The sequence below is a fragment of the Streptomyces curacoi genome, assembly GCF_001513975.1.
GTDB lineage: Bacteria > Actinomycetota > Actinomycetes > Streptomycetales > Streptomycetaceae > Streptomyces > Streptomyces curacoi.
Genome location: NZ_KQ947991.1, coordinates 305901 through 318189 on the forward strand (window position 1 = coordinate 305901; position 12289 = coordinate 318189).

At 69.4% G+C, this 12289-nt stretch carries 8 protein-coding genes; 4 read left to right on the forward strand and 4 right to left on the reverse strand.

The annotated features are described in order from the left end of the window. Positions 1–10 precede the first annotated feature (10 nt). Together AQI70_RS27295 and AQI70_RS27300 are read left to right on the forward strand one after the other, a co-directional pair. Positions 11–1030, forward strand: coding sequence for a RecB family exonuclease (locus AQI70_RS27295; protein ID WP_062154618.1), 1020 nt, complete (start codon positions 11–13; stop codon positions 1028–1030). Between the two features lie 99 nt (positions 1031–1129). Further along, positions 1130–1801 carry a response regulator gene (locus AQI70_RS27300; RefSeq protein ID WP_004002520.1) on the forward strand — a complete coding sequence of 224 codons (672 nt, stop codon included), beginning with the start codon at positions 1130–1132 and terminating at the stop codon, positions 1799–1801. A gap of 146 nt (positions 1802–1947) precedes the next feature. Here AQI70_RS27300 and AQI70_RS27305 read toward each other — a convergent pair whose 3' ends face one another. From AQI70_RS27305 to metH, 4 genes are all read right to left on the reverse strand, one after another. Continuing rightward, entirely contained in the window at positions 1948–3528 is a 1581-nt protein-coding gene (locus AQI70_RS27305) for an ABC transporter substrate-binding protein (RefSeq protein ID WP_062154620.1), read from the reverse strand. Positions 3529–3626: 98 nt separating this feature from the next. Further along, the gene (locus tag AQI70_RS27310) at positions 3627–5231 is read right to left on the reverse strand and encodes an ABC transporter substrate-binding protein (protein WP_062154622.1); all 1605 of its coding nucleotides are present in this window, start codon (positions 5229–5231) and stop codon (positions 3627–3629) included. Positions 5232–5656: 425 nt separating this feature from the next. Further along, positions 5657–6352 carry an HAD family hydrolase gene (locus AQI70_RS27315; RefSeq protein ID WP_062154624.1) on the reverse strand — a complete coding sequence of 232 codons (696 nt, stop codon included), beginning with the start codon at positions 6350–6352 and terminating at the stop codon, positions 5657–5659. A gap of 205 nt (positions 6353–6557) precedes the next feature. Beyond that, the gene (gene metH / locus AQI70_RS27320) at positions 6558–10076 is read right to left on the reverse strand and encodes a methionine synthase (protein ID WP_062154626.1); all 3519 of its coding nucleotides are present in this window, start codon (positions 10074–10076) and stop codon (positions 6558–6560) included. A gap of 295 nt (positions 10077–10371) precedes the next feature. Between metH and AQI70_RS27325 the strand changes: the two genes are divergently transcribed. After that, on the forward strand, positions 10372–11136 hold the full coding sequence (locus tag AQI70_RS27325) for an IclR family transcriptional regulator (protein ID WP_004002513.1): 765 nt from the start codon (positions 10372–10374) through the stop codon (positions 11134–11136). A 321-nt stretch (positions 11137–11457) separates the two neighbouring features. After that, positions 11458–12252 carry an MIP/aquaporin family protein gene (locus AQI70_RS27330; RefSeq protein ID WP_062154627.1) on the forward strand — a complete coding sequence of 265 codons (795 nt, stop codon included), beginning with the start codon at positions 11458–11460 and terminating at the stop codon, positions 12250–12252. The last annotated feature ends 37 nt before the right edge of the window (positions 12253–12289 follow it).

A 12289-nucleotide genomic window follows, 5' to 3' on the forward strand; every position in this document is an offset into this window, starting at 1 on the left:
GTCTGTGGGCATGGAGACGAGCACGGAGGGTACCGCGGCGGACTGCGGCAGTGACGTCGCGCCGGTGAGCGGGCCGGCGACGGACGAGTACCCGGCGGGGGCGGACAGTACGGTGGCGACGGCCGAGGCGGGTGAGGGCGCGGCCATGGCGGTCGACGGCGTCGCCCTCCCGGCCATACCGCCGGCCTCGCTGTCCCCCTCGCGTGCCAGTGACTTCATGCAGTGCCCGCTGCTCTACCGGTTCCGGGTGATCGACCGGCTGCCCGAGAAGCCGAGCGCGGCGGCGACCAAGGGCACGCTGGTGCACGCGGTGCTGGAGCGGCTCTTCGACGCCCCGGCGGCCGAGCGGACCGCGCCGCGGGCAAAGTCCCTCGTCCCCGGCCAGTGGGACCGGCTGCGGGAGAGCAGGCCGGAGGTCGTGGAGCTGTTCGAGGACGATCCCGACGGCCGGCGGCTGGCGACCTGGCTCGGGGAGGCGGAGCGGCTTGTCGAGCGGTGGTTCACGCTGGAGGATCCGACCCGGCTGGAGCCCGCCGAGCGGGAGCTGTTCGTCGAGGCGGAGCTGGAGTCGGGGCTGCGGCTGCGCGGGATCATCGACCGAGTCGACGTGGCGGCCACGGGTGAGGTGCGGATCGTCGACTACAAGACGGGCAAGGCGCCGCGGCCCGAGTACTCGGAGGGCGCGCTGTTCCAGATGAAGTTCTACGCGCTCGTCGTGTGGCGGCTGAAGAAGGTGATCCCGCGCCGGCTCCAGCTGGTCTACCTCGGCAGCGGTGATGTGCTGACGTACGACCCCGTCCTCGCGGACCTGGAGCGGGTCGAGCGCAAGCTGCTCGCGCTGTGGGAGGCGATCCGGCTGGCGACGGAGACGGGCGAGTGGCGTCCCCGGCCGACGAAGCTGTGCGGATGGTGCGACCACCAGGCCCACTGCCCGGAATTCGGCGGCACTCCCCCGCCGTATCCCCTGCCGGTGACGGTGGCCGACGCGGGTTCGGCCGGGGCGCCGGCTCCGGGCGCGGCCACTGGATGACAGCGGTCTCCGGAACATGTGGTCGTCGCCGGTGAGGGCGGCCGAGTCCGGTGGCGGCCCGCAGGGCAGAATGGGGCCGGACTAGCGAAGGAGACTTACGTGGCCATCCGCGTCCTACTGGTCGACGACCAGCCACTGCTGCGTACCGGCTTCCGGATGATCCTGGAGGCGGAGCAGGACATCGCGGTCGTGGGCGAGGCCGGTGACGGCCTACAGGCCCTCGACCAGGTGCGGGCCCTGCAGCCCGATGTGGTTCTGATGGACATCCGCATGCCGCGTATGGACGGCGTGGAGGCGACCCGGCAGATCACCGGGCCCGGGCGGGACGGCCCGGCGAAGGTGCTGGTGCTGACCACCTTCGATCTCGACGAGTATGTGGTGGAGGCACTGAAGGCGGGCGCCAGCGGCTTCCTGCTGAAGGACGCCCCGGCCAATGAGCTGGTGCAGGCGATCCGCGTGGTGGCGGCCGGTGAGGCGATGCTCGCGCCGAGCATCACACGCCGGCTGCTCGACAAGTACGCCACGCATCTGCCCTCCGGCGAGGAGCCGGTTCCGGACACCCTGCACACCCTGACCGACCGTGAGGTGGAGGTGCTGAAGCTGGTGGCGCGGGGCCTGTCCAACGCGGAGATCGCCGCGGATCTGTTCGTCAGCGAGACCACCGTGAAGACGCATGTCGGCCATGTGCTCACCAAGCTGGGGCTGCGCGACCGGGTGCAGGCCGCGGTGTACGCGTACGAGAGCGGTCTGGTGCGTCCCGGCGCACAGTGACGGCCCGCGTCGCGGAGCAGGACCTGCGGCGCGGAGCAGGACCTGCGTCACGGCACAGGAGCCGCGTCATCCGGCGTCACGACGAAGAGGGCGCCCCTTCCGAGAAGGGGCGCCCTTTGCGCATGTACGACGCGTGCGACCGTCCGTCAGCCCTTGCTGAGCTCCCAGAAGCGGAACACGGTGGAGGCGTCGAGGCAGTACTCCAGGCCGTAGACGTTGTCGTGGACGACCGCGTACTGCTTGGCCTGCCAGACAGGGAGGACGGGGAGCTCCTTGGCCACGATGTCCTGGAGCTGGCCGAAGTCGTCGTCCGTCGCGGAGCGGTCGCTCTCGGCGGCGGTGCGCGGGATGAGCGTGCCGGTGATCGCCCTGTTGCTGTAGTTGTTGCTCAGCACGTTGCCCTCGCCGAAGAAGGGGGCCGTGAAGTTGTCGGCGTCCGGGTAGTCCGGGATCCAGCCCTTCACGTACACGCCGTACTTCCCGGCGGCGATGTCCTTCTCGTACTGGTCGAACGCGACGGACTGCACGTCGGCGTCGAACAGGCCGCTGGCGTTGAGCTGCTGCGCGATCGCCTTCAGCTCCTGGTCGGTGGCGGGGCCGTAGCGCGACGGCGTGGACCACAGGGTCAGCTTGACCTTGCCGGTGATGCCCTCGCCCCGCAGCGCAGCGGCGGCCCTGGCCTTGGAGGGGCGGGCGCCGTAGGTGTCGAAGAAGGCCGTGTTGTGGCCGGCGATACCGGCCGGGATGATCGAGTACAGCGGGGTGGCCGTGCCCTGGTAGACGTCCTTGATGAGGGCGTCACGGTCGATGAGGTAGGCGATGGCCTTACGGACGCCGAGCTTGCCGGTGACCGGGTCGTCCATGTTGAAGACCAGGTGCTGGACCTCGGCGCTGGTGCCCTCGACGACCTCGACGCCCGAGTCGCCGCCGGACTTCTCGACGTCGGCGATGGCGCCCGCGGTGAGGCCTCGGTAGGCGATGTCGACCTCGCCCGCGAGCAGCGCCTTCTTCAGGGCCTCCTGGTCGCCGTGGAAGAACTTCAGCGTCACGCCGGAGTTCTGCACGTCGGCGCTGCCCTTGTAGTACTCGTTGACCGAGAAGACGGCCTCGTCGTCGCCGAACTCCTCCAGCTTGTAGGGGCCGGAGCCGACCGCCTCGCCGTCCTTGCGCAGGCCGTCCGCGTCGTACTGCTCCTCGTCGACGATGGAGCCGGCACCGGAGGCGATCTTGCTCGGGAAGGTGGCGTCGGGTGTGTTGAGCCGGAAGACGACCGTCTTCTCGTTCGGTGTCTCCACCTTGTCGAGGGTGGGGAACATGACCGCGGGGCCGTCGGGGTCGTTGATCTTCAGCATGCGGTCGAAGGAGAACTTGACGTCCTCGGAGGTGAGCGCGTCACCGTTGCTGAACTTCAGGCCGTCCCTGAGCGTGCACTTGTAGACCGTGGCCTCGGTGTCGGAGAAGGCGCATTGTTCGGCGGCCTCCGGCTGTGGTTCCGTGGCGCCCTTGGGGAAGCTGAGCAGCGACTGGAAGACGTTGTTGAACAACAGCCAGGAGCCGGGGTCGTAGCCGGAGGCGGGGTCGGTGGCCAGGACGTCGTCCGACATCCCCATGACCACCGAGGTGCCGGTTCCCCCGGCGTCCCCCGTCTCTGTTCCGCAGCCGGTCAGCAGGCCGGAGGCCAGCCCTGCCACGACGGGCAGAACTGGCCACTGGTTGCGCATGTTCACGTACGAGTGCCTTGTCGTCGGTTGTGAGAAGCCCGGGCCGCGTCCTGGATCCCGGGCGGCCCGGCGCCCTGGTCCTGGGCGCCGGGCGCGGAGAGACGTCAGCCGCTCACGCCGCGGCCGAGCTCCCACAGCTGAAGGGTCGAGGAGGAGTTGACGGCGTACGCCGTGCCCGTGACGTCGTCGTTGGCCGCGACGTACTGCTTGCCCTGCCACAGCGGCAGCACGGGCACGTCATTGGCGACGATGTCCTGAATGTCCATCAGGCTGTTGGACGCGGACAGCCGGTCGGCCGCGCGGCGGGACTCCGGGATGAGGGTGTTGCGGATGGTGCTGTTGGCGTACGGCGAGCCGAGGAAGTTGTCCTTGTCGAGGAACGGCGCGAGGTAGTTGTCGGCGTCCGGGAAGTCCGGGAACCAGCCCATGCCGTAGACCTCGTACTCGCCCTTCTGCTCGGCGGGGCGGAACGTCGCCCACGGGGTGCCCTGGATGTCGACGTCGAACAGGCCGCTGTCGTTGAGCTGCTTGCGCAGCAGCTCGAACTCCTTCTTGGTGGCCGGGCCGTAGTGGTCGGTGGTGTAGTGCAGCGTCAGCTTCACCGGGGTGGTGATGCCCGCCTTCTCCAGCAGCGCCTTGGCCTTGGGGACGCTGGGGTCGCCGTACTTGTTGAAGAACGCGTTGGAGTGGCCCGTGATGCTGGCCGGGACCAGCGAGTACAGCGGCTCGGCCTGGGAGCCGTAGACCTTGGAGACGAGTTCGCCGCGGTCGATGACCTGGGCCATGGCCTGGCGGACGGCCTTGGCGCGCACGGTCGGGTCGTTGGTGTTGAAGGCCAGGTAGCGGATCTCCAGGCCGGACATGTCGACGAGGTCGACGTTGTCGTCGGAGTCGGCCGAGATCTTCAGGATCTGCTCCGGCGACATGGTGCGGGTCATCAGGTCGATGTCGCCCTTGTCGAGGGCGGCGCCCATGGCGTCGGCGTCCGCGAAGCCGCGCAGTTCGACCTTGTCGTTGTTCACCTCCAGGCTCCCCTGGTAGTCGGGGTTCTTGGTGAACACGGCGGAGACCAGCTGGTCGTTCTTGACCTCGGCCTTGAGGGTGTACGGGCCGGAGCCGTCGACCTCGAAGCCGTCGCGCAGCTTGCCCTTGGCGTAGAGGTCCGGGTCGACGATGCCCGCGACCGGGGTGGACAGCTTGAACGGGAAGGTGGCGTCGGCGGTCTTGAGGTGGAAGATGACCTCGCGGTCGCCCTGGGTCTCGACGGTGTCGATGGTGGACAGCAGGGCGAAGACGCCGCTGTCGGCCTTGAGGGCGCGGGCGCGGTCGATGGAGTACTTCACGTCGGCCGCGGTGACGGGGTCGCCGTTCGCGAACTTCAGGCCCTCGCGCAGGGTGCAGGCGTAGCGCTCGTTGCCGCTGTCGGTGAAGCCGCAGCTCTGGGCGGCCTCGGGGACGGGGTCGCCCTCGCCGCGCGGCTGGATCATCAGGGTCTGCACGGTCTGGCGCAGGATGTTCCAGGTGCCGACGTCGTAGGCGTAGGCGGGGTCGAGCGGCGCGGGAGCGTCGTTCGAGGCAGTGAACGCGTCCGTGGTGCCGACGACGATCGCGTCGCCGCTGTCACTGCCGCTGTCGGTTCCGCCACAGGCGGCCAGAACCGGCGCGAGCAGACCGATGACGGCCGGCAGCACCAAAGTCTTGCGGTTCATGCTCGGGTTTCTCCAGCTGTCGACTCCGTGTACCCGGCATGCAGGGGTGGTGCGGCGGATCACGGGGGTAAGTGCGATGTTCTCGCGACGAGGTTAGTCCGCGTCCGCAGGAGGGTTCGAAGCCACCGGAGTTGAGCCCCCATCACGGAGCGGAACCGGCTGCGGACACAACGAAAACCTGACAGTGGAAGGATTCGTGCACCGTTCCATCAATCGGGACACAAGGGTGCCCCGCAAGCCCTCCGTCGGGGGCGGGCGGCACAGGGCGGGGTGCCTGTCGACCCGCCGCCGCGTGGTGAACGTCACAAACTGAACGGTCTTGCCAGGTGTCCGAATTCAGCCATCCGGCGCGGGGGAAATTCCCCGGTGGAATTCGCGCGCTATCGGCCTGGCACGCTGCGTGAACGTCAGGCGTATTTCGGTTGTCATGCCGCCATCAGCCCGCGCAGAAATGCCAGATCGACCTCTTCGAGAGAGGTCACCACGGTGCGCCGGGCGGCGGGGGTGATCGGTGCCACCGACGGCACGGCCACCACATGACAGCCCGCGGCCTCGGCCGCCGCGACCCCGGTCGCCGTGTCCTCGACGACCGCGCATCTGGCCGGGTCCGCGCCGAGGCCGGCCGCGGCGAACAGGTACGGGTCCGGGTGCGGCTTGGTGCGCGGCACCTCGTCGCCGGCCACGGTCAGCGCGAAGTGCTGGGGGCCGAGCGAGGTGAGCACCCGGTCGATGATGCGCCGGTGCGAGGCGGAGACCAGGGCCGTCGGGATCTCGTACTCGGCCAGCTCGGCCAGCAGCCGGGCGGCCCCCGGCATCAGCGGCAGGGTGCGGTCGATGCGGTCCTCGAAGCCCTGGTTGAGCAGCACCGTGAGCTCGGCGAGGGTGATGTCGGCGCCGGTGGCCTCGATGAGGAAGCCCGCGCTGCGGGTCATGGGGCCGCCGACCACGACATGGCGCCAGGAGTCGTCGAGGGTGTGGCCGAGGCCGGCGAAGATCTCGACCTCGACGTCCCACCAGAAGCCCTCGGTGTCCACCAGGGTGCCGTCCATGTCGAGGAGTACGGCCTGCAGGGCCGAGCCCTCTGCCGTACGGGTTACTGGCGCGGGGACCGTGCTGGTCATCCACGTACCTCCTTGAAGGGACGATCAGGCCGGTTCCCATGGAGGAACCGGCCTGCGGTGGACCGACCAGTGTACGACTCCCGCGACGGAAACGCCTGGTTTTGATCGGCGGCGCGCGGGCAACCTGGTTTTACCCCCTGACCTGGGCCAGGAGGCTCTCAGGGGTGTGCTCAAGCCCACATGGCCGACTGTCCCGGCGGGCGCCTCAGCGGGCGTTGAAGTACTTCGCCTCCGGGTGGTGGATCACGATCGCGTCCGTGGACTGCTCGGGGTGCAGCTGGAACTCCTCGGACAGGTGGACGCCGATGCGCTCCGGCCGGAGCAGGTCGGCGATCTTGGACCGGTCCTCCAGGTTCGGGCAGGCGCCGTAGCCCAGCGAGAAGCGGGCACCCCGGTACTTCAGCGCGAACATGTCCTCGATGTCGGCCGGGTCCTCACCGGCGAAGCCCAGCTCGGAACGCACGCGCGCGTGCCAGTACTCGGCGAGCGCCTCGGCCAACTGCACGGACAGTCCGTGCAGTTCGAGGTAGTCGCGGTAGGAGTTCGACTCGAACAGCCGCGCGGTCTCCTCGCCGATCCGCGAACCGACGGTGACCACCTGGAGGCCCACGACGTCCGTCTCGCCCGACTCCTGCGGACGGAAGAAGTCCGCGAGGCACAGACGGCGGCCGCGGCGCTGGCGCGGGAAGGTGAAGCGGGTGCGTTCGTTGCCGTGCTCGTCCAGGAGGATCAGGTCGTCGTCCTTGGAGACACAGGGGAAGTAGCCGTAGACCACGGCCGCTTCGAGGAGGTTCTCGGTCTGGAGCCGGTCGAGCAGACCGCGCAGCCGCGGCCGGCCCTCGGTCTCGACGAGTTCCTGGTACGACGGACCGTCTCCGGTGCGGGCCTCCTTCAGACCCCACTGGCCCTTGAAGAGGGCGCCCTCGTCGAGCCAGGACGCGTACTCCTTCAACTGGATGCCCTTGATGACCCGCGTGCCCCAGAACGGCGGCTCGGGCACCGGGTTGTCGGTGGCGACGTCGGAGCGGACGTGGCCTTCCTCGGGGCGCTCTTCGAGTACGGCCGTGGCGGCGGCGGTCCTGACCCGGCGCTGCTTGAGCTCGGGCAGCTTCGCGCCGGGCACTCCACGCTTGACGCCGATCAGGGCGTCCATCAGGCGCAGGCCCTCGAACGCGTCCCGGGCGTAGCGGACCTCGCCCTCGTAGAGCTCGTACAGGTCCTGCTCGACGTAGGCGCGGGTGAGGGCGGCGCCGCCGAGGATGACCGGGTAATTCGCCGCCAGGCCGCGCTGGTTGAGCTCTTCCAGGTTCTCCTTCATGATCACCGTGGACTTCACCAGCAGCCCGGACATGCCGATGACGTCGGCCCGGTGCTCCTCGGCGGCCTCCAGGATCGCCGAGACGGGCTGCTTGATGCCCAGGTTGACGACGTTGTAGCCGTTGTTGGACAGGATGATGTCCACCAGGTTCTTGCCGATGTCGTGCACGTCGCCGCGCACGGTCGCCAGCACGATGGTGCCCTTGCCCTCGGCGTCCGACTTCTCCATGTGCGGCTCGAGGTAGGCCACCGCGGCCTTCATCACCTCGGCGGACTGGAGCACGAACGGCAGCTGCATCTGGCCGGAGCCGAACAGCTCGCCGACGACCTTCATGCCGTCCAGCAGGGTCTCGTTGACGATGTCGAGGGCGGGGCGCTCCTGGAGGGCCTCGGCGAGGTCGGCCTCCAGGCCGTTGCGCTCGCCGTCGATGATGCGGCGCTTGAGGCGCTCCTCCAGCGGGAGGGCGGCCAGTTCCTCGGCCTTGCCCGCCTTCAGCGACTTGGCGGTGGCGCCCTCGAACAGGGCCATCAGCTTCTGCAGCGGGTCGTAGCCCTCGGCGCGGCGGTCGTAGATGAGGTCGAGGGCGGTCTGCACCTCTTCCTCGCTGAAGCGCGCGATCGGCAGGATCTTCGACGCGTGGACGATCGCCGAGTCCAGGCCCGCCTTGACGCACTCGTCGAGGAAGACAGAGTTCAGCAGAATGCGGGCGGCCGGGTTGAGGCCGAAGGAGATGTTGGACAGGCCGAGGGTGGTCTGCACGTCCGGGTGGCGGCGCTTGAGCTCGCGGATCGCCTCGATGGTGGCGATGCCGTCCTTCCGGGACTCCTCCTGGCCGGTGCAGATGGTGAAGGTCAGGCAGTCGACGAGGATGTCCGACTCGTGGATGCCCCAGTTCGTCGTCAGGTCCTCGATCAGCCGCTCGGCGATCTCGACCTTCTTCTCGGGGGTGCGAGCCTGGCCCTCCTCGTCGATGGTCAGCGCGATCAGCGCGGCGCCGTGCTCCTGGGCCAGCTTGGTGACCTTGGCGAAGCGGGACTCGGGGCCGTCGCCGTCCTCGTAGTTGACGGAGTTGATGACCGCGCGGCCGCCGAGCTTCTCCAGGCCCGCCCGGATGACGTCGACCTCCGTGGAGTCCAGCACGATGGGCAGCGTGGAGGCGGTGGCGAAGCGGCCGGCCAGTTCCTCCATGTCGGCGACGCCGTCGCGGCCGACGTAGTCCACACACAGGTCGAGCATGTGGGCGCCCTCGCGGATCTGCTCGCGGGCCATCTCCACACAGTCGTCCCAGCGGCCCTCCAGCATGGCCTCGCGGAACTTCTTCGAGCCGTTGGCGTTGGTGCGCTCGCCGATGGCCAGGTAGGAGGTGTCCTGGCGGAACGGGACCGTCTGGTAGAGGGAGGCGGCGCCCGGCTCGGGGCGCGGGGAGCGCTCGGCCGGGGTGAGGTCGCGGACGCGGTCGACGACCTGGCGCAGGTGCTCGGGGGTGGTGCCGCAGCAGCCGCCGATCAGGGAGAGGCCGTAGTCGAGGACGAAGTTCTCCTGCGCGTCGGCCAGGCCCTCGGGGCCGAGCGGGAAGTGCGCGCCGTCCTTCGTGAGGATGGGCAGGCCCGCGTTCGGCATGCACAGCAGCGGGATGCGGGAGTGCCGGGTGAGGTAGCGCAGGTGCTCGCTCATCTCGGCCGGGCCGGTGGAGCAGTTCAGGCCGATCATGTCGATGCCGAGCGGCTCCAGGGCCGTGAGGGCGGCGCCGATCTCGGAGCCCAGGAGCATGGTGCCGGTGGTCTCGAAGGCCATCGACACCAGCAGCGGCACCTCGGCACCGGTCGCCTCCATGGCGCGGCGGGCGCCCAGCACGGAGGCCTTGGTCTGGAGGAGGTCCTGGGTGGTCTCGACGATCAGGGCGTCGGCGCCGCCGGCGAGCAGGCCCTCGGCGTTGGCCTGGTAGCCGTCGCGGATCGTGCCGTAGCCGATGTGGCCGAGGGTGGGCAGCTTGGTGCCGGGGCCGACGGAGCCCAGGACCCAGCGCGGGCGGCCGTCGCGGCCGGCGTACTCGTCGGCCACCTCGCGGGCGATGCGGGCGCCGGCCTCGGACAGCTCGTGCACGCGGTCGGCGATCTCGTACTCCGCCATGGCCGTGTGGTTGGCCCCGAAGGTGTTGGTCTCGACGCAGTCGACGCCCACCGCGAAGTACGCGTCGTGGACGGAGCGGACGATGTCGGGGCGGGTCAGGTTCAGGATCTCGTTGCAGCCCTCTAGGTTCTCGAAGTCCTCAAGGGTGGGGTCCTGGTCCTGAAGCATGGTGCCCATGGCTCCGTCGGCGACCACCACACGGGTGGCGAGCGCCTCACGGAGAGCGGACACGCGGGTCCGGCTGTCGGCGGAAGGGGTCAGCGGCAACGAGGCCATGAAGGGGCTCCCTGGAATGCGACGGCTGTCGGCTTTGCGCCCTCCGTGGGAACTTCCACAGGGGGCGCACGCCGCCAGAGTAGCCGGGACGGCGGCCGAATGGTCAGGGCGTCCACGGGGCGGACGGGCAACGAGGGTGAACTCGCGCACCGGAAAGGTGTGACACAACAGAGGCGACCGGATGACGACCGACCATTAGCGGGAGGTCGGCATCGACTAGTAGTGTTCGACATTGCCGAACGGCGGCAGCGACGTCGCGAGGTCGACGCTCGAAGGGGACGGAGGCAGTACGGCGATGGCACGGAACATCCAGTCGCTCGAACGGGCGGCCGCGATGCTGCGGCTCCTCGCGGGCGGCGAGCGGCGGCTCGGCCTGTCGGACATCGCCTCCTCACTGGGCCTCGCCAAGGGCACCGCGCACGGGATCCTGCGCACGCTCCAGCAGGAGGGTTTCGTCGAGCAGGACGACGCCTCGGGGCGTTACCAGCTGGGCGCCGAGCTGCTGCGCCTGGGCACCACCTATCTGGACGTGCACGAACTGCGGGCGCGGGCTCTGGTGTGGACGGACGACCTGGCCCGGGCCAGCGGGGAGAGTGTCTACCTGGGCGTTCTGCACCAGCAGGGGGTGCTGATCGTGCACCACGTCTTCCGGCCCGACGACAGCCGGCAAGTGCTGGAGATAGGGGCCATGCAGCCGCTGCACTCCACCGCCCTGGGCAAGGTGCTGTCGGCGTACGACCCGGTCGCGCACAGCGAGGCCATCGAGGCCGACCGCAAGGCGTTCACGGACCGGACCGTGTGCGAGCTGGACGACTTCGAGCACGTCCTCGACATGACACGCGCGCGGGGCTACGCGGCGGACGTGGAGGAGACCTGGGAGGGCGTCGCCGCCATCGCCGCCCCCATCCACGACCGGCGGCGCATGCCGGTGGGCGCGGTCGGCATCACCGGCGCCGTGGAGCGGCTGTGCCGGGACGGCGAGCTGCGGTCCGAGCTGATCGCGGCGGTACGTGACTGCGCCCGCGCGGTGTCGCGGGATCTGGGCGCGGGCCGGTTCTGAGGGCCTGCGCACGACAGGAGTGACCGCCGGGACGTCGTAGGACGTTCCGGCCTTCGGCGTGCCCCGGCGCAGTGGCCGCCATGTCGATAAATCAACACAACCAATAACGATCGCGCATTCAACGACAGAGCTCTTGACGCATGTGTCACGCCGCAGCAAGACTCCCGTCCATCGGTCGGCATTGTCGAACACCTACCGGCAATACGCGCTAGAGTGTGACAACGCCAAGGGCCGCCACCGCTCTCACCCCCGAGGGCAACGCGAACCACCGGAGGGACCCGGGGTTCGGCTTCCCCTGGACGAAGGACAAAGGAGTCGCGGGTGTCCAGCTCCGACATCTTCATCGGCGAGACCATCGGTACCGCCATACTCATCCTGCTCGGCGGCGGCGTCTGCGCGGCCGTCACGCTGAAGGCCTCCAAGGCCCGCAACGCCGGCTGGCTCGCCATCACCTTCGGGTGGGGCTTCGCAGTGCTCACGGCGGTCTACACCTCGGCGCCGCTGTCCGGCGCCCACCTGAACCCGGCCGTGACGGTCGCCCTCGCGATCAAGGACAACGACTGGAGCAACGTTCCGACGTACTTCGCCGGACAGCTGCTCGGCGCCATGATCGGTGCGGCTCTGGTCTGGGTCGCCTACTACGGCCAGTTCCAGGCCCACCTGACGGACAAGGAGATCGTCGGCGGTCCGGGCGCGCAGGCCACGGCGGCCAAGGCCGTCGAGGCCCAGGAGAAGGGCGCCGGCCCGGTCCTGGGCATCTTCTCCACCGGCCCCGAGATCCGGAACGCGGTGCAGAACCTCCTCACGGAGATCATCGGCACCATCGTGCTGGTGCTCGCCGTGCTCACGCAGGGTCTGAACGACAGCGGCAAGGGCCTGGGCACCCTGGGCGCCCTGGTCACCGCGCTCGTCGTCGTCTCGATCGGTCTGTCCCTCGGTGGCCCGACCGGCTACGCGATCAACCCGGCCCGTGACCTCGGTCCGCGTATCGTGCACGCCCTTCTGCCCCTGCCCAACAAGGGCGGCTCCGACTGGGGCTACGCCTGGATCCCGGTGGTCGGCCCGCTGATCGGCGGCGCGATCGCGGCAGGCATCTACAACGTCGCATTCGCTTAGAGGCGTGGATCTCACCCGTTCGAGTGCAAAGCACCGA